The organism is Wolbachia endosymbiont (group A) of Epagoge grotiana, from assembly GCF_947251775.1.
GTDB classification, from domain to species: Bacteria; Pseudomonadota; Alphaproteobacteria; order Rickettsiales; family Anaplasmataceae; genus Wolbachia; species Wolbachia pipientis.
Window position 1 is genome coordinate 1,321,478 of the sequence record NZ_OX366387.1, and the last position, 18,616, is coordinate 1,340,093.

An 18,616-nucleotide genomic window follows, 5' to 3' on the forward strand; every position below is an offset into this window, starting at 1 on the left:
AAATTTAGAGGTCTATACTATTTATCATAAAAAGCAAGTTGTAAACACTAATCACATAATTGCTTTTTGCTTCAACTAAGTCTGAACGTGCTTTAAATAATGCATCTTCAGTGTCCAAAAGGTCAGATGTACTCTTTAAATTTAAGTTTACTTCTTGCTCAACTCCTTCCAATGCTAGAGCTGCTGCTTTTTCCGCTTCTTGACTTGCTTTGATAATGGCCTTTGCTGTCAACACATTATTCCAAGCATTTACAACTGCTTGTTCTATATTTTTTACCGTTTCATAATAATCGTAGGTAGATTTTTTTGCATCCATTTTAGCTTTACTGACACCAAAAGCATTAACTCCTCTCTTAAAGATTGGAACATCAAGAGTAAAAACTACATGAACATTTTCTAATAGTTTGTCTACCTTCATACCATCCTCCCCAAAATTTTTGCTTGCACTTAGATTTAAAGAAGGAAGCCACTTGGAGCTTTCAGCAATCACTTCCATTCCGGCTGCTCTTTTTTGATAAACTGCTGCTTTTAGAGATAAATTATTGGTTTTTGCTAACTGTAAACATTCATTTAGCTCTGGAACAGAAGGTAGTTTATCATTAGCTTCAGAAAGGTCATCAGCATCTTCGCCAATCAAATGATAATAAGCAATATTTACCAACTTTAATTTACCTTCAGCATCAACTCTTTCGGATATAGAAGACGAAAATTTTGCTTTTGCTAACAAAACTTCAGCATTGGTTACCTCTCCAAGGGAAAAGCGTTTTTTCATAGCTGACAAATGTTCCAAAGAAACGCGTTCTTTATGTTCTCTGAGCTTTAATATTTCTGTCTTTTGTAAAACATTAACATATGCTTTCACAGCATTAAGTGCAAGCTCTTGTTTTAATTGCTGAAATCGCATCTTTTCTGCTTTGAGAAGATGGCTTGATCGACTGAATGTGGCAAAGGTACCACCGCCATCTATTATCCTTTGGCTTAATATCAGGCGTTTTCCAGAGCCTTGTGAATTGTTAATAATATTAAAATTACTATCAAAATTGTATTGCAAACTAATGTCAGGTAAAAATCCAGCTAACCCAGAAGATTTATAGTGTTTTTCTGCGCTTTTATATTGGTAAAATTGAGACTTTATTTTTGAGCTATTTTTGATGGCTTTGCTTATCACTTCTCCCACATCGGTTGCATAGCAACTTATAGTACCAAAAATGATCGCAAGTGTGATAATCAATCGAAACATTCTACTTCCTGTGCATATTGGTTGCGCAGCTCAATTACTAACATAAATTACTTTAATAATCAATAACTAATATTGTTGACACTATTGAGAAATTAAGTATATAGTAGCTTACTATTGTTTAGTTAAATTACAATGAAAACTTTTTTCTTAAAAGAGAAACAAATCGACAAAAAATGGTTTGTCATAGATGCAGAAGGATTAGTGGTAGGAAGGCTCGCAGCATTTGTAGCGACACTATTACGTGGAAAGCATAAACCTGAGTATACACCTCATATGGATTGTGGCGATAATGTAATTATTATCAACGCAGAAAAGGTGCATTTCACCGGAAAGAAGCTTAAAGATAAAATTTACTATAAGCATACAGGTTATTCTGGTGGTTTGAAGAAAACTACTCCAGATAATATTTTAAATGGCAAATTTCCTGAGCGTGTAATAGAAATGGCAGTGAAAAGGATGCTTGATGATGGGCCTATGGCACGTAGACGCTTTGAAAATTTGTATGTTTATTCTGGTTCAGAACATAAGCATCAAGGACAGCAACCTGAAAAGATAGATTTTGCCTCTTTGAATCGTAAAAATAAAAAGTAATGGAGTAAAAATGAAGAGTTCTACAATAAATAACAATGATTGGTCAGAAAAGACAATTAAATCAGCAGTTGATTCGCTTGGTCGTTTATATGCTACAGGCCGAAGAAAAGAATCTGTAGCAAGAGTATGGATAAAGCCGGGGAGTGGAAAATTTAGTGTTAACAAAAAAGGCGATCTAATTTCTTATTTTAAAAGAGAGTCAGTGTGCCAAATAGTAAAAATGCCATTTGTTGCAACTTCCACATTGGATAAATACGATGTATTTGCAACTGTAAAAGGTGGAGGGCTATCTGGTCAAGCAGGTGCTCTAGCTCATGGAATAAGCAGAGCTTTAAGTAGTGTAAGCCAAGATTTGCATTCTATACTACGTAATGGTGAGTTCTTAACTAGAGATTCACGTGTTGTTGAACGTAAGAAATATGGTCAACATAAAGCTCGGAAAAAGTGTCAATTTTCTAAGAGATAGTTATTTTATAGGGGTGTTTTTTTGTAAGTATTATACAAATATTTGCAAAAATGTATGATATCCTCTATTTTTGTGATGAATTTAGTTGACTATCGGTGTCAACATAATATGCTATTTATGTGATTTTTTCAATATTAAGGTAATTTATGAGTAAAGAAGATATAATAAAACAATTAAAGGAAGATTGTTCTAGTCAGAATATAGATATAACAAAATCTGATTTGAGCAAGATTCATGATGCGTTTATTAAAATAATAAAGAATGAGCTGCATGGGAAAGGTGAAATACGTTTGCATGGAATAGGAACATTTTCTACTGCTATCAGTCAGGAAAAACAATGTCGTAACCCCCAAAGTGGTGAGATCATGACTGTTCCTAAAAAGACAAGGGTAAAATTTAAAGCAAGCCAAACTCTTTTAAGTATTTTAAATGAGAAGGAAAAAGCAGCAGTTAGTTAGACATTGTCATTTTCATTGTTTTTACTACGCTGTGTAAGCCGTAAAATACAGCTTCGCTAATTAAATAGTGGCCTATGTTAAGAGCTGAGATGTGAGGTATTCTTGTCATCTTCTTAGCGTGTTTATAAGTTATGCCATGTCCTGCGTGGCATTCTATTCCTAATTTATTGACGTACTCTGCAGCATTAGTAATTAACTGTAACTTTTTTTCTGATGGATTATCACAGTAATCCCCTGTGTGAATTTCTATTATGTCAGGTTTTGTCCCTAGCTTTTCAAGATATTTTAGTTGATCAATATTTGGATCGATAAACAGTGAGACTTTTATGCTAGAGCTATGCATTTCCTCTATTATACTAGAAAGTTTACTGTGCATATTCACGATATCCAGGCCACCTTCGGTTGTTAATTCTTCTCTTTTTTCTGGTACTATACTAATCGAATAGGGTTTTACCTTTTTTGCTATTTCAAGCATTTCTTCCGTGGCTGCAATTTCAAGATTTAACTCAGTGCTAATGCTTTTTTTTAGGTTAAATACGTCTTCATCTCTAATATGCCTTCTATCTTCTCGTAAGTGTACAGTAATAAAGTCTGCTCCAGCGTCAATGGCTATTTCTGCTGCTTTCAATGGATCTGGATAAGAAGTTCCGCGTGCGTTGCGGAGGGTTGCAACGTGATCGATATTAACACCTAGTTTCACAATCTACCTCAGAAATTATTTATAGATTATACATGTTATTAGGTTTTTTGCATAGTCATTGTTTGACCTTACCCAGAAAAAGTGGAGAGAAAGAAAAGAGTTTTTTTGGGTAAAATAAAATTTTGGAGGATTAGAAATGGTAAGAGAATATACAGCAGAATTCAAATTGGAAGCTGTTAAACTGGCAAATGAACAAAGAAAGGTAGGTCAACCAGTTGCAAAAGTAGCAAGAGATCTAGGAATAAGGGATAGTGTATTAGGAAAATGGATGAAGAAATATAACGAAAAAAAGTCAGCGGCAAATGCATTTCCAGATGTAGCACCTTATGACAAAGAGAGGTTTGATTTACAAAGCAAGAGTAACAAGGGAAAGAGACATTTAAAAAAAAGCCCTGGCCAGTCAAAAAGAGTAAAATATTTTTTTATATAGTAACTGCTATAAAGTACAGGAATTATGTAGGATTTTCTGCTAGTGGCTACTATAAGTGGACCACAAGAAAAATAAGCAGTAGAGAATCAGCAAATAAAGAGCTACTCGAAGCTATTCAAAAAATATATCAAGTTTCTAAATGTAGATATGGAGCTCCTAAAATTCATGCTGAATTGAAGGCTTTGGGTAAAAGTTGCAATTTGAAAACGGTGCAAAGTATTATGCAGAAAAATGACATCAGGGCTATACTGAAAAGAAAGTTTAAAATTAAAAAACAACAAACAGATAATAGAGCTGTAGCTCCCAATATACTAGATCAAAACTTTATTGTTGATCAACCAAATAAAGTATGGGATTACTTACATCAAAACCAAGGAGGGATGGCTATATTTGGCAGCAATAATTCTCACGTATGGTAGTTAATCTTACTATTACCCACAAATAAAAACATAGTATTGTATTTACTCAAATAATTTAATTTTATTAACCTGAAAGCTTATTAGATTAAAATTATTAAACTAAGAGTTATAATTTTAGCAACTAAAAGCTGTAAATTGCACCATATAAACAGTTATTTCAAGCAAAAGTTATGCCATTAAGAGCTATGCAACAAACATTTATATTTGTGGGTAATAGTAAGGTAGTTAATGAGTAGTGCAATAAATAAACAATTGGTTATGAACTCTTTATTAATGGCCATTAATAGGCGTAAACCTGTTAAAAATCTACTATTACATAGTGATCAAGGTTCACAATATACTTTGCAAGGTTATCAATATCTCTTATCCATAAAAAACATAGATGAATCATAAAGGTTGTTGTTACGACAATTCTGTTGTGGAAAGCTTCTTCAGTTCTCTAAAAAGGGAGTTACCAATAGACACCTCTCGGCACTCTAAACAGCATATCAAAACTGCTATATTTGAATATATAGAAATTTTTTATAACAAACAACGTCACTATTAACTATTGCATTCCAGAACAATTTGATGCATCATTCTTTTTGTAAAAAACATTCCACACTTTCTCTCCACTTTTTCTGGGTAAGGTCATTTTTGCCTTGACCAAGAAAAAATTCAGCTATTGCCTTACTTTCTCTTGCAACAACTTCTTCCTTAACAATTTTTCCTTTCTCATCAACGATACTTATAAAAGTTTCTTTTAGTGAGATCGCTATAATATTCCATGAGACTGCTCCTACTAATAAAAGTTTAAATTATTTTTGAAGAACTTATTCTACTGAATTCGTTACTTCGTGCTAAAATAATGGACTCCATCATTCAACAGCAATTACAGTATGTTTACCCTTTTTCTTGTTATTTTTCTAATCTATAGCTAGCGTTCAAAACCATATTCGAAAATACGTTTTCGGATTTTTTTTAATGCTGTTTATTTCATCCTCAACATCGTCTCTACCTTTATGAACTAAGTAGCAGCATTAAAAATTATAACGTACCCCTATCTCTAGAGTTGCATCTGGTATTTGTTTTGCTTTTATACCACTTAGTTGCCCACCCATGGTCATACCAACTGCACCAATTATCTGCGGAGTAATTTCATAATCAACACCTAACTTTAGTTTATAGGAAATAGAACTCAGTATTTTATCTACTACAGATGAACCAGCAGCTTCACCACCTGATTCTGGAGCACCTTGTGTTTCTTCTTCCTTTTCTTTTTCTTCTTGTGAACTATCGCCATCACCATCAACTGTATCACTAACACCAAAGCCAAAAGGTGTTATTTGGAGATATCCTCCTAAACCTCCGCTGACATATAGTTTAACGGGATCAATATCAAGGTCAGGATAGAAGCGGTAGTTTGCCAATAAGCTAGCTCCTATGCTCTTTAATGACTTAATATTACTGAGAACCTCAAGTTCAAATTTAGAGTTTTGGTCATAATGGTAACCAAGAACAACACCAGGTTTCATTTTAAAGCCACCACCCCAACCAGCACCAAAGTTTAAACCTGCATAGTACTTATCTTCTGACTTACTTGCACTATTACTAGCTGCACCTGCTAGAGATGAAGTAAGCAACACAGCCAAAACGCACAATCTCTTTATTTTCATATAACTCCTCATACAAAAAAATATATAATGCATAAGTATATATCCTTTATATTAAAAAAGATATAACTACATGTCAAAAAAAGTATAGCCATAAAATCAGATTATATAAAACGTACTACTCAGGTCTTTTATATAACTATATTTACTATCTTATTTGGTACAGCATATACAGTGCGAACTTTGCTTTGATCGATCTTACTGGACACAGAGTCTATCGCTATTTTCTTCAATTCTTCTTGAGGTAAGTTAATTGCCACCTTGATTGTTGTACGTAATTTTCCATTGATTTGCACTGCTATAGTTACCGTATCGTCAACTAATAATGATTCATCAGCTTTTGGCCAAGGTTGACCTCCTATTTCTTGCCATAGGCTTTCAGCTAGATGTGGTATGAATGGTTCGATTACTCTGATTAATATACATATACCTTCATCAATAAGAGATTTTCCAGTTTTTACGTCTATTTCAGCTATTAAATTCGTCATCTCACGAAATTTTGCCACTACACAGTTTAATCTGCAGTTTTCCAAGTCATCTGTAAGTCCGTGTAAGAGTTTATGAATTTTTTTTCTGTACTCTAGAAGTCCACCCGTAACATTTTCATTATCATAGTGTATATTTACAGGTCTTAGCTGCATGACCATACGCCACAATTTATTTACATAACGAGAACAACCTTCCACACCATCATCGGACCATTCCATATCTTTCTCCGGAGGAGTGTCGGACAACACAAACAAGCGAGCAGTATCAGCACCATACTTTTCTATGATAAAGTTTGGGTCAACTGTATTCTTTTTCGATTTGCTCATTTTTTCAACTTTGCCCACTTGAACTTTTGCACCTCGCGCTATTAATTCTTTTGCTTCTGCGGGAAATAGCCACTTACCATTTTCGTCTTTATAAGTTGCATGGCAGACCATTCCTTGAGTGATTAAAGTAGAGAAAGGCTCTTTAATATCAAAATAGCCACATTTGGTTAAAGCACGGCAGAAAAATCTTGAATAAAGCAAATGCAGAATTGCATGTTCTATCCCACCTATATAATAATCAACAGGCATAAAACGATTACATGCATCTTTGTCTATTGATTTATCTTCACTACAGAATGCAGCAAAATACCAGGAAGATTCAAAAAAGGTGTCGAATGTATCAGTTTCACGCTCTGCTTGCTTTCCGCACTTTGGACAATCAACAAATTTCCAAGTTGGGTGCTTATCCAGCGGATTGCCACCACTTGTAAATTCTACATCTATTGGTAGAACTACAGGAAGGTCTTTTTCTGGCACTGGAACAGTTCCGCAATCTTTGCAATATATGATAGGTATAGGGCATCCCCAATAACGCTGCCTTGAAACTCCCCAATCGTGCAAACGATAGTTTATTGTTTTTTTGCCTATTTTTTTTTCTTCAAATTTTTTAACTATGGCTTCCTTTGCTTCACTAACCATTAATCCGTTTAAGAATTCGGAGTTAAACATTGTCCCGTCTCCAGTATACGCCTCCTTTGTCATCTGAGTAGCTTGACACTGGGATCCATTGTAAGAATTCTGGTCACGCGCTGGAATGACACCTAAGTGGGCTGAAGAAATAACGGGAATTATCGGCAAATTATATTTCTGTGCAAATTCAAAGTCACGCTGATCATGTGCAGGGCAACCAAAAATCGCGCCTTCCCCATATTCCATCAACACAAAATTCGCTATGTAAAGCGGCAATTCCTTATCAAGAAATGGATGTTTGACGTTTAATCCGGTGTAAACTCCTATTTTTTCATCGTTCTCTCTTTTCGATTTTATTTCCTGGATCCCAGTGTCAAGCACTGGGATGACAACAGAAGAACCATTCTTTAATTCCTGCACAATAGGATGCTCTGCTGCCACTGCACAAAAAGAAGCCCCAAACAAAGTATGAGGATAAGTTGTAAAAACTTTTAATTTCTTATTCAGGCCAACTACTTCAAACTCTATAGTTGCTCCTTCAGATTTTCCTATCCAACGCTCCTGCATTGTTTTGACTTTTTCTGGCCAATTTTTCAAACTTTGCAGGCACTTGAGTAAATCTTCAGCGAAATCAGTAATCTTTAAAAACCATTGGGACAACTTACGTTTTTCAACAACTGCACCTGATCGCCATCCTTTTCCATCAACCACCTGTTCATTTGCAAGCACTGTTTGGTCCACTGGATCCCAGTTAACCCATGATTCTTTTCGATAGGCAAGCCCATGCTTTAAAAAATCCAGGAAAAATTTTTGTTCGTGTTTGTAATAATCAGGCTCACATGTGGAGAGTTCACGCTCCCAATTATAAGAAAGACCTATAGATTTCAACTGTGTACGCATATTATCTATATTCTCTTTTGTCCATGTTTCGGGGCTAATATTGTTATCCCTTGCTGCATTCTCAGCTGGTAATCCAAACGCATCCCAGCCAATTGGATGCAAAACCTCAAATCCATTAGCTCTCTTGTAACGCGCTATCACATCCCCTATTGCATAGTTACGTAAGTGTCCCATATGAATTTTACCAGATGGATATGGAAACATTTCCAACACGTAACACTTTTCTTGTTTACCACTCTTGCTTACAGAAAAATCCCATTTATCTTGATAAAATTTTTCAACACTTTTAAAATCATATTTCATATAAATCCAAATTCAATTACAGTTCATATGCATCAAAGGATCAACCGCTTGGCCATTATGTCGTATTGTGAAACACATCTGTGGATCTTTATCTTGTGTGCTTGATTTACCTGCAGATCCAATTACTTGACCTTGCTTTACTTTATCGCCAATTTCAACATGTATGTTTTTTAAATAGGAGTACACAGTCATGTAATTATCTTTGTGTTCCACTATAATTAAATTCCCATACCATCTCAGCCCTTTGCCTACATATATCACTTTGCCTGGTGCAGAGGAAACTACGTTCGTTCCATTTTGAGCAGCAATTTTTATGCCATCCTTACACATTTCATCAGAAGAGGTAGCTGAACCTTTAACTGGCATTACAAATTTACAATTTACCCCCACATTTTGTGTATTATTGTTATCTTTGTATATCCTATTTATGATGGCTTTTCTACTTTCTTTTTGCACTGAAGGCTCCCTAATTAAATGGTACTCTCTTGTATATTCCAGATCTCTTTTTCCGTAAAATTCTTCGCCTTTAAGCAGCACAGGTGCAGGTTTTTGCAGGCCACAGCCTATTAATATTGCTAATAACATAAGAAATGAGGCTATATGCCACATTTTAAACTCTCACAAAACTCCAAAATTTTAGCGAGACGTAGTGTTTCACGCCTGCTTGTTACTTTCCTCGTTATTTATTTTACTAGTTAAATAGTCCCTCAAATCGGTGAGTTCTTGCAACAAATTCTTTGTGACTTTTATATCATTACCAAATTCTTTTTGCACTCCTTTTATTGTATATCCTTTATCATATAGCATGTATTTTACTTTCTTTATGGCCTCTATACACTTGCGATCATATAGCCTTCTTCCTTTACGCTTTGTAGGCTTAATTTGATGAAATTGACCTTCCCAAAATCTCAAAACATGCTGTTCCAAATGTAGCTCTTCAGCTACTTCCCCAATCGTATAAAATAATTTTTCCTTGTTCATTAATTATTGATTGATTTTTTTATAATTTTTGAAGGCCTAAAAGAAACTGAATTTCTTGCCTGAATCATCACTTTCTCCGATGTATTTGGTATATTTCCTGGTCTTTCCTTCTTTTTCTTAACCAAGAATGTTCCAAATGACGATATTTTTACTATTCCATCCTTTACCAAGCTTGTCTTTATTTCGTCCAATATATCATCTATTATCGAAACAGAGTCTTCCTTTGATAATCCTATTTCTTGGTTTATATCTCCAGCTATCGTTGCCTTAGTTACTGTTGTGTCTTTTGTTGTAACGTGATCCATTATTGATAAATATTACAATACGTAAATATAATATAGCAATCGACTCGAGATTCAGCTACTTTATTTTTTAGAGTATGTCTCTTTTGTTGCATAATTTAAAATACCGGCAACTATCAATATCGCAAATATTGCAAAAAGTGCCATTTTATGATCTGTAAAAAGTGCTAACATTGACACTATAACTCCACTGCCAATAAACATAAATCCATTGATAATGGATGATGATGTGCTGATGTATTTTCGTTTCACAATCTCGCTGCCGACAGTAAAATTAAGCATATGTCCTCCCGCAAAAAACCCGAACATTAACATACAAAAGTACACAACGTGGACTGTTAAATGGCTGTATAGTAAAATAATAATTGAGACGCCTTGCAATAAAGCAAAAGCAGAAATTACATGTTTCCTATTTTTAAATAAGTTTGAGATTCGATCTGCAATTGGAGCACCAACTGCAAGACCAAGCCATAGTATTGCAGTTGCTATACCTGACTCCATTGCATTGAGTTCTGAGTTGCCCAGTAACCTTGGAGCCCACAAGGTATTAAGTGCTAAAAATGTTCCAAAAGTAATAGCACCCACCACTGAAGTTATCCAGATATCTCTTAATTTTAGCACTGTTAATATAGAGCACATTACTGTCTTCATAGAGCTTTTTATTGTGCGCTTTTCTGAGCTGCTTTCTGGAAGTGTGTTTGGACAAAAAAGCGTAAGTACAAATATCAACACACCAAATAGTATTATGCATACAATCAGATTTTTCCAATATGCATCTTCGGCAAGCAAGTTAGAGAACAGTATTTGAATTACCAAAGCAGAAAGGCTTGAAATTGTCTGCACTAGTGAAAACATTAGTCCAAATTGGGCAGCGGAAAAACATATGCTACTTGTGTGAGCAGCACCAATAAAACCAAATGATGCTCCAGTTGCAATCAACACTTGAGACAAAATCAAATGGGAGAAATTGTCACTATTAATAAGGACAAAAAACCCCAAGATCATAGTTGATAACGAGAAAAAATAAATTTTTTTACTGGAAAAAACATTAAACGTTGCTCCACTAAAAAATTGTAAGATGGCGAAAGTCCAAGTATATGCTGAATTAGCCAGTGCAACTTGCGCGATTGTAAGTCCAAGTTCCTTTTCGAGATTTACACTTATAAAGGTATAAATTATCTGCATGTTGCTGAATATAACAACCAAGTTACTAATCAGCCAAATGAACCAAGCCTTAGCTCTGCTTTCCATAAGATTTGTTTTTATAAGTAATCTATTAGAAATTTAACACTAAGTCTCTTTTTAAGCTATTGTTTCCTGACTACTGTTATAGCTAACCCAAAAAACGGTTTCCCTACGTCATGCCGCCGCGGTATCTCTTAGCCGCTAACAAGCAGCGGGATGACGATTGTCAGGGTGTCATCCCAGCGCCCCTATGATGTCATCCGAGTAGCCAACACTGGTTTCCATCCAAGACGGTGTCATTCCAGTGCTTGACACTGGAATGGCTTTGTTGCATCGCTCTTCGGATAGTAGGTAACGCACAATAAATTTATGAAGCTATCTCAAATTTAGCCATACCAATATCAGTGAACTTATTGAGCAAATAGCATTTAACAAGTAGTTCCTTCTCTCTATTTGTCTCAGATTTATTCCTAAAACTAAACCCGAATGTTTGTTTCAGTCGCGAGAAAAAACTTTCTATATAAGATCTTTTTCCATAACTCATCTCTTTTTTCCACTTCTTTATACCATCTTCATCATATGACTTTATGAGCTTGACTGCAGAATTTCTCTCAGCCATATAGTCTAACTTTGGATGCTCTGCTGCGTTGTTTTTCGGAGGAATTTTCGTTTTTATACCATATTGATTACACAGCTTATAGAGCTTTTCTCTGTCATATGCCCTATCTGCATATAGTACTTTTATGACATACTGAAAATCGACTTCTTTTAGCAAATCACAAGCTCCATAGTGATCAGCCGTTACTGTATTTTACAGCTATGGCTTTTTTGCTGTTTGTATTCAACATTACATGCAATTTTCTTGTCTGTTCATAGCTGCGATACTTTCTATCTTCGCTATTTTCTTTGCTATGACCAGGAGTGTTGTTGTATATACTAATTCCTGTACTGTCTATAGCAATTTCGATATCTTCCATATTATTTTCTGCAATCATTGATCTTAATATTGAGTTTCTTAAACCTTCTTGATGATTGTGAATAGCTGATAACTTGCAAATTTTTCCCAATTTGCTCAAGGTATCCTGCTATAAACCCAACTGTTTGCCTCAGGCCTATTCTAAATAAACAAGTTATTATGTGCACCAAAATTACAACTTTATCGCTATAAATATTGTTGCCAACTGGTATTTTTGGACCATTCTCGTACCACTTTTCTATGGCTTCGTTGATATAATGAAAAATATTTCCTCTTTTTTCTAGAAATTTGTTATATTCGCTATGGTTACTGACCCTCATTTTTTGTGGCATATTTTTTCTTTCAAGGTTAAATGGCTATTTTATAATGAATTTTGTCAGTAGCCACCAGATTTTTTCAGTTGCTATGCAACAAAGCCCACTGGAATCCAGACTTTAATTGTTATACTTGTAAATAATCTGGTGAAAATAAACGTTCATCTCAAAATGCAGTATTTTTGTTGAAATAGCTCAACTGGATCCCAGTTGTCTGGGCACTGGGATGACACCATAGGAGGCTACTTGGATGACAAAAAAAGGAGCACTGGGATGACAGCAGTCCTACGTCATACCGCCGCGGTATCTCTAGATCCCGCTAACAAGCAGCGGGATGACGAGCTTATCGTCACGCCGCCACGAACCGTCATACCGCGATTCATTCGCGGTATCTCAGCCGCTAACAAGTAGCGGGATGACGGTTGTCAGGGTGTCATGAAAGTAGCTGACACTGGAATCCAGAAAAAAAGAAATATGTATCAGCTACTTTCATTTGCTGCGCCTCAAAAATAAACGTTCATGTAGCTGTAAGTCAAGCCATAAATCCAGATAAAGATCTTTAATCATTGGCTTCGTAGTACTTTTCAACCAACTTATTAAGTAACCTTACACCAAAACCTACTGCTCCTCTTGGACAAATGTCAGTACCTTTTTCGTGCCAAGCAGTGCCTGCAATATCTAAATGTGCCCAGCAAGTTTCATCCACAAAACGCTGTAAAAACTGTGCAGCCATTATGCTATCTCCGCCAGAGCCCGCAGGAGCGATATTTTGCACATCAGCAATCGGTGAATCAATAATTTTATCGTAAGTTTCATTCATAGGAAAACGCCATAACTTCTCATTTACTTCATTTCCTGCATCAATCAGACGGTTTGCTAATTCATCATTATTTGAAAAAAGACCAGCATATTCGTTATTTCCAAGCGCAACCACTATAGCACCAGTTAAAGTTGCAAGATCAATCATAAATTGTGGTGAAAATCTCTCTTGCGTATACCACAAAGCATCTGCAAGTATGAGCCTTCCTTCTGCATCGGTGTTCAACACTTCTATTGTCTGTCCAGACATTGAAGTTACTACATCACTTGGTCTTTGAGCATTACCACCCACTGCATTTTCTGCAAGTGCGACCACACCGATCGCATTTACTTTTGCTTTTCGTCCTGCTAAAGCATGCATCACCCCAACCACAGCAGCAGAGCCTGCCATGTCATATTTCATCGACTCCATACCACGTGAAGGTTTGAGCGATACTCCACCAGTGTCAAACGTTATGCCTTTACCAACAAAAGCTATTGGCTTTTGTTCTTTAGCAGCTCCATTCCATTTTATCACTACTAATTTTGGTTCTTTACTACTTCCTTGTGCAACTCCAAGCAAGGCTCCCATTTTTTTCTCTTCCATCTGCTTTTTATCAAGCACCTCGATTTCAAGGCCAAGCTTAGTAAGTTCTTTTTTTATATGATCAGCATAGGATTCTGGATATAGAATGTTAGGAGGCTCTGTTATAAAAGAGCGCGCAAGGAATATACTCTCACCTTCTTGCCTTGAGTGCTCAAATGATCTTTCAGCATTACTTAATTGCTCATCTTTTACTAATACGGTAATCTCCTCTACCTCTGTAATTTTCTCATCCTTTTTAGTTTTATACTTATCAAACTTAAAACTACGCAGAAACGCACCATATGCAACATTTGCTGCACTACCTTCGATTAAAACCGCTGCTTTTTTAATTTTTAATCTGCTTAGCTCACAATATATTTTACCACCAATATTTAATTCTTTATTTTCATTCCATTCATCCTTCTTACCAAGTCCAACAACTATGACATTTTTTTCTTCTGGCAAAGTAGTAGAGAAAAATTCACCAAAACTTCCATTGAAATTGCTAAATTGCTTTATATTATCCATGATCTGTTTTCCTTGCAAAACTCCGCCATCATTTACGGTTTCGTTGTCCTCAAATAAACCCGTTACTATTGTTTTAAAATCGGGCGAAATTTTAGAAATTGTTATTTTCATTGCTGGCATCTCCGTTGCAAATAATTGTAAACTGTACATAAAACACAGCAAAAACATCAGTAAGATATTTTTCATATACATCCTAAGTACAATAACACTCAAGTTTACTATGGACTCCCTTACATGCAAGGGTTTTTTATCTTTTATTAGAGAACTTATTATATCCGCCCAAGGTAATGTTAAACGTATAGGTTTTTATGACCTGATCACTGTAAGTAAATGGTGTTATGAGAAGGCTTGCAAGCCCATTACTAACAAAATCTCCAAGAACAGGATCAGCACAATTATCGCAATTATGGTCAACAAAAAACATTTGCGTTGTGAATTCCGGAAAATCCGGATGTTGAACTAGAAAGTTGATATGTGGAGCTCTATCACCAATTTTACCAGGTGCTATCGTAATAAAATTATAATAGCCAAGATTATTCACTACAAACCTTCCTGATCCAGCAAAATTCGGATCATCCTCTATATTCTTATCGTAATGGTTCACGCCGCGTGAATTCGCGTGCCATATAGAAACTACAGCATTTTGTATTGGTAAGCAGTTTATATCAGTAATTCTACCCACTATGTGTATTAATTCCCCTATTGCACTATTTGGAGAACCAGGTTTCCTTCTTAAATTGTTTGAAGAGCTAAAATTTTTTGGCCTTGCATCAAGGTCATATATTTCCGGAGTTTTAATGCAGTTGAGCAAAACAGGATCAGCTGCAAATAGCGGCAAACTGAATATCATTTGTACTAAAAGTGCTAACAAGATATTTTTCACATTCATTTCATTTATAATAGACTTCTTGCATAACCATATAACAAACTTTTATTGGAAATAGAAACTAAAAAACTTGCTTGACACCCTTCGCCAGCCCCCTTATCATGAAACTGAAGGTATTCAGTTATCTTCATCTGTGCAGATTAAACAGCAAGAAAACAACGTAGTTGGCGTCTTATTTTTAATTTTTTGCACTATGTGCACCTTATGTCTTCACAATATTTCTAGGTTTTTACCTACACAAGCTGAAACGCGCTATTTAAAACATTAAAAAACGCCAACTTAAAAAATGGATAGTGAATAACTAGCTACCCTAGGGTTTCTTTTGCCTTTTTTTCTGTTTAGTAAATTGTATCCGTTCAGCGGAGTGGTAGAATAAGGTAGACAAAGCAAGATAATAAAGATAATCATAGAGCAAAAGTGAGGTAATGTGGTAAACCTTTGAGAACTCTGCAAAAATTTACAGCAAAAAATAGAAAAGTTGGAAGGGAGGATAGAAGAGTTAGAGGCAGAAAATAAGGCCTTGAGGATTGAGAACGCTGAGTTGAAAGAGAGGCTTGGTTTAAATTCAAAAAACTCATCCCTGCCCAGCTCAAAAGAGCCATACAAAATAAAAAAGGACAAGCCAAAAAGCGAAAGGAATGTTGGCGATCAGGTTGGGCATAAAGGAAATTTTCATGCCACAATGGAAGCGGATAAAGTAGTAAAAATAGAGTTGCCTAATATTTGCGAATGCGGAGGAGAGCTTGTAATATGCGAAAAACCTTATGTTCACCAAAAAGTTGATCTTCCGGAAATTAGGCCTTATGTAGTAATTGGAACATGGTCGTTGTTGGAGATGCAGAAAAAGAAAAAGTAGCAAGTTACCAGAAGGTGTTACGCCAGATACATTTGGTCCAAGGGTTAAGTCTATAATTGCAGCACTCAGCGGATTTTACAAAAACTCAAAGCGTGAAGTGGCTAGTATCATAAATGACATTTTTAATTTGAACATAAGTGTTGGCAGCATATCAAATCTTACTATTACCCACAAATATAAATGTACTTATAAATAAAGTATTACAATATTAAAGCTTGCAAATATTGAGGGTATAAAAATGGCAAACGAGAGTAATGAATGGGCTAAAAATGAATTTGGAGATGCTGTACTTGGAGATAAAAGATTAACTGACCGATTACTCAACCACTATCGGCTGAGAGCCGAAAGGTTGGATATAGCGCTGGAAGCGCGGTGAGAAGCTAAAGCTACTCCAATCTTATACTAGATATAGAATGAGGCTGATGTGCATCTGTATGTTTATTGATGTACTCATTAATGACTTCATCTGTGATATGTCCGCTGGTAGCACTAAAGTATCCTCTTCCCCAAAAACGCTTTCCCCAGTACATTTTATTTAGCTCTGGAAATTCTTGTTGAACTTTGCGTGAAGACCTGCCTTTGGCTCTTTGAACAAAATCACTCACAGCTATATGAGGAGGTATTACTACGAATAAATGTAAATGATCTGATGATATTACTCCGTTTTCTATCTTAATCCCCATTTCTTCAGATACTTCTGCTATGATTGTTCGTATTCTCTCCTTCATAGCCTTAGTTAATACTCTGTACCGATATTTTGTAATCCAGACTATATGGTACCTATGATAAAATACAGTGTGTTTTCCTTTGTCATATTCCGTCATAACTATACTTTATAAAGTACAGTTATGACATTGACAAACTAAAGTTTCTCCACCTAGAAGGTGGAGGCTTGTACCATCTTATGGAAAGTAAAGATTGCTGATAGTTTGATAAGTTTACCTGAAAGCTCAATTAATGAGGCATGCGGAAGTTGGTCAGAAGCAAAAGCAGCATACCGTTTTTTTCAAAATGAGAATGTAAAAGAAAGTGATATTTTAGCTACACATATTAATAAGACGGTTGAGAGAACAAAAGCTCACAAGAGGGTTCTTGTCATTCAAGATACCAGTTACATTGTATATAATAACCATAAAAAAACAAGCGGATTAGCAAATTTGTCCAGTTATGATACTGCAAAAGGTATTATAATGCATACAGCTCTTGCCGTTAGTATAGAAGGTTTGGTACTAGGGATACTAGATCAAAAAGTTTATTCAAGACCTGAAGAAACTGAGAACCTTAAAAAAAAGAGCGATCGCATTGAAGATAAAGAAAGCGTAAAGTGGTTGGAAACTTTAAGAAAAACAAATAATATTATTGATCCAACTCAAACTGAGACTATAACTGTATGCGATAGAGAAGCAGATATATATGACTTTTTTGAGCTTGCACATAATCTTAATTCGGCAGTGCTAGTTAGAGCATGCAGAGATAGAGCAGTAAATAGAAAATCTCGATATCCTGAAAAAGGTGAGCAGAAGTTATGGGCATTTATTAAATCCTCTCATTGTACAGGTACGGTAGAAGTTGAAGTTCCTGTAAAAGATAATAAGCCAAAAAGAACAGCACGTTTGGAAGTTAGATTTGGAAAGTTTATGATGAATCCATCTAAGAATAATATTAGGCATAAGACGGAAGAACTACCTAAATTACCACTTTATGCAGTTTATGTTGTTGAGAAAACTCCCCTTCCCTTAAAAAAAAACCGCTAGAATGGATGCTATTAACGAATCTTTCAGTTAATACTTTCGATGAAGCTGTTGAAAAAATTAGTTGGTATTGCCTTAGATGGAAAATAGAGATATTACATAAAATTTTAAATTCGGTCTCAAAGTTGAAGAATGTAGGCTTGGAATAGCAGAAAGACTAATGAGATATCTAACAGTTATGAGTATTATTGCTTGGAGGATCTTCTTTATTACATCAATTGCAAGAGCTAACCCAACATTACCATGTACTACCTTATTAGCTGAAGAAGAATGGAAAGTTTTATACGTTAAAATACACAGAAAACCATGTCCAAGTGTAGTTCCCAACATAAAAGAAGCTGTTTCATGAACTTGGAGGCCATTTAGCAAGAAAAAATGACCCAAAACCAGGACCAATTACTCTTTGGAAAGGATATAAACGTCTCTTTGATTTAGCAGAAGGATGGCGACTTGCTCACGAACCTCATATTTGTGGGTAATAGTAAGGTTTCTAAGGGAGGGAGTAGTAGTAATACTGCTTCCTTACCTGACCAGTTTGCTCGTGATAAAGGTTTTGAGAAACGCGCTCAATACTATGCTGCTAAAGCTTATTCAAGTCAAGCTCACAAAGGTGATCAAGATCTTAAAGGAGTTATTTTTATTGCTATCGCCGATTTTATCTTATTTCCTAACAAGCTGGCTTACAAATCTGATCACGTTACTTTTGATAAAATTACCTATGAACATGACTTAAAAGATTTTCAATTTGTATTTATTGAACTACCTAAATTTCCTAAGAATAAGGAAGAACAGCTAGAAAGCATAGTGGATCGTTGGTTATTTTTCTTCAGTGCGACCCGGAAAGCCGTG

The 18,616-nt window shown here is 35.4% G+C and carries 14 protein-coding genes and 7 pseudogenes; 9 read left to right on the forward strand and 12 right to left on the reverse strand.

Annotated elements, in window-relative coordinates; all coding sequences use genetic code 11:
• Nucleotides 1–4: 4 nt before the first annotated feature.
• Nucleotides 5–1,240 carry a TolC family protein gene (locus OPR50_RS06175; RefSeq protein WP_264339280.1) on the reverse strand — a complete coding sequence of 412 codons (1,236 nt, stop codon included), beginning with the start codon at nt 1,238–1,240 and terminating at the stop codon, nt 5–7.
• Nucleotides 1,241–1,372: 132 nt separating this feature from the next.
• On the opposite strand from OPR50_RS06175, the gene rplM reads away from it, so the two are divergent.
• The 3 genes from rplM to OPR50_RS06190 all read left to right on the forward strand — a co-directional run bounded on the left by rplM (nt 1,373) and on the right by OPR50_RS06190 (nt 2,755).
• Nucleotides 1,373–1,831 carry a 50S ribosomal protein L13 gene (gene rplM / locus OPR50_RS06180; protein WP_253302273.1) on the forward strand — a complete coding sequence of 153 codons (459 nt, stop codon included), beginning with the start codon at nt 1,373–1,375 and terminating at the stop codon, nt 1,829–1,831.
• Nucleotides 1,832–1,841: 10 nt separating this feature from the next.
• Complete coding sequence (gene rpsI, locus OPR50_RS06185) at nt 1,842–2,297, forward strand: 30S ribosomal protein S9 (protein WP_006279875.1); 456 nt, start codon at nt 1,842–1,844, stop codon at nt 2,295–2,297.
• A gap of 146 nt (nt 2,298–2,443) precedes the next feature.
• On the forward strand, nt 2,444–2,755 hold the full coding sequence (locus tag OPR50_RS06190; protein WP_006279876.1) for an HU family DNA-binding protein: 312 nt from the start codon (nt 2,444–2,446) through the stop codon (nt 2,753–2,755).
• Here OPR50_RS06190 and OPR50_RS06195 read toward each other — a convergent pair.
• Nucleotides 2,748–3,455, reverse strand: coding sequence for a pyridoxine 5'-phosphate synthase (locus tag OPR50_RS06195; protein WP_006279877.1), 708 nt, complete (start codon nt 3,453–3,455; stop codon nt 2,748–2,750). The genes OPR50_RS06190 and OPR50_RS06195 overlap by 8 nt on opposite strands.
• Nucleotides 3,456–3,591: 136 nt before the next feature.
• On the opposite strand from OPR50_RS06195, the pseudogene OPR50_RS08905 reads away from it, so the two are divergent.
• Together OPR50_RS08905 and OPR50_RS08910 are read left to right on the forward strand one after the other, a co-directional pair.
• Nucleotides 3,592–4,299, forward strand: a pseudogene (locus OPR50_RS08905) (IS3 family transposase); the annotation flags it as partial.
• 233 nt (nt 4,300–4,532) lie between these two features.
• Nucleotides 4,533–4,894: pseudogene (locus tag OPR50_RS08910) on the forward strand (transposase); the annotation flags it as partial.
• A 429-nt stretch (nt 4,895–5,323) separates the two neighbouring features.
• Here the strand turns inward: OPR50_RS08910 and OPR50_RS06220 are convergent.
• The 9 genes and pseudogenes from OPR50_RS06220 to OPR50_RS06270 all read right to left on the reverse strand — a co-directional run bounded on the left by OPR50_RS06220 (nt 5,324) and on the right by OPR50_RS06270 (nt 15,163).
• Nucleotides 5,324–5,959 (reverse strand): hypothetical protein, encoded by a 636-nt coding sequence (locus tag OPR50_RS06220; protein WP_155968855.1) that lies wholly within the window; start codon nt 5,957–5,959, stop codon nt 5,324–5,326.
• Nucleotides 5,960–6,087: 128 nt separating this feature from the next.
• Nucleotides 6,088–8,604, reverse strand: a complete 2,517-nt coding sequence (leuS, locus tag OPR50_RS06225; protein ID WP_264339279.1) for a leucine--tRNA ligase — start codon at nt 8,602–8,604, stop codon at nt 6,088–6,090.
• Nucleotides 8,605–8,616: 12 nt separating this feature from the next.
• Nucleotides 8,617–9,213, reverse strand: coding sequence for a murein hydrolase activator EnvC family protein (locus OPR50_RS06230; RefSeq protein ID WP_006279879.1), 597 nt, complete (start codon nt 9,211–9,213; stop codon nt 8,617–8,619).
• Between the two features lie 45 nt (nt 9,214–9,258).
• Complete coding sequence (locus tag OPR50_RS06235) at nt 9,259–9,585, reverse strand: MerR family transcriptional regulator (protein WP_006279880.1); 327 nt, start codon at nt 9,583–9,585, stop codon at nt 9,259–9,261.
• Entirely contained in the window at nt 9,585–9,890 is a 306-nt protein-coding gene (locus OPR50_RS06240) for an integration host factor subunit alpha (RefSeq protein WP_006279881.1), read from the reverse strand. The genes OPR50_RS06235 and OPR50_RS06240 overlap by 1 nt, the downstream gene beginning before the upstream one ends.
• Nucleotides 9,891–9,950: 60 nt before the next feature.
• Nucleotides 9,951–11,138, reverse strand: coding sequence for an MFS transporter (locus OPR50_RS06245; protein WP_141456806.1), 1,188 nt, complete (start codon nt 11,136–11,138; stop codon nt 9,951–9,953).
• 301 nt (nt 11,139–11,439) lie between these two features.
• A pseudogene (locus OPR50_RS08915) lies at nt 11,440–12,380 on the reverse strand (IS5 family transposase).
• 541 nt (nt 12,381–12,921) lie between these two features.
• Nucleotides 12,922–14,424 carry a leucyl aminopeptidase gene (locus tag OPR50_RS06265; RefSeq protein WP_174515790.1) on the reverse strand — a complete coding sequence of 501 codons (1,503 nt, stop codon included), beginning with the start codon at nt 14,422–14,424 and terminating at the stop codon, nt 12,922–12,924.
• Between the two features lie 97 nt (nt 14,425–14,521).
• Entirely contained in the window at nt 14,522–15,163 is a 642-nt protein-coding gene (locus OPR50_RS06270) for a protocatechuate 3,4-dioxygenase (RefSeq protein WP_155968861.1), read from the reverse strand.
• Between the two features lie 466 nt (nt 15,164–15,629).
• Here OPR50_RS06270 and OPR50_RS06275 point away from each other — a divergent pair.
• Both OPR50_RS06275 and OPR50_RS08665 read left to right on the forward strand, forming a co-directional pair.
• Nucleotides 15,630–16,200, forward strand: a pseudogene (locus tag OPR50_RS06275) (DUF6444 domain-containing protein); the annotation flags it as partial.
• Between the two features lie 54 nt (nt 16,201–16,254).
• Nucleotides 16,255–16,341: pseudogene (locus OPR50_RS08665) on the forward strand (IS4/Tn5 family transposase DNA-binding protein); the annotation flags it as partial.
• Nucleotides 16,342–16,402: 61 nt separating this feature from the next.
• Here the strand turns inward: OPR50_RS08665 and tnpA are convergent.
• Nucleotides 16,403–16,840 carry an IS200/IS605 family transposase gene (gene tnpA, locus OPR50_RS06285; protein WP_006279552.1) on the reverse strand — a complete coding sequence of 146 codons (438 nt, stop codon included), beginning with the start codon at nt 16,838–16,840 and terminating at the stop codon, nt 16,403–16,405.
• Nucleotides 16,841–16,927: 87 nt separating this feature from the next.
• Between tnpA and OPR50_RS06290 the strand changes: the two are divergent.
• Together OPR50_RS06290 and OPR50_RS06295 are read left to right on the forward strand one after the other, a co-directional pair.
• Nucleotides 16,928–18,246 (forward strand): annotated as a pseudogene (locus OPR50_RS06290) (IS4 family transposase); the annotation flags it as partial.
• A 7-nt stretch (nt 18,247–18,253) separates the two neighbouring features.
• A pseudogene (locus tag OPR50_RS06295) lies at nt 18,254–18,595 on the forward strand (PD-(D/E)XK nuclease family transposase); the annotation flags it as partial.
• Between the last annotated feature and the right edge of the window lie 21 nt (nt 18,596–18,616).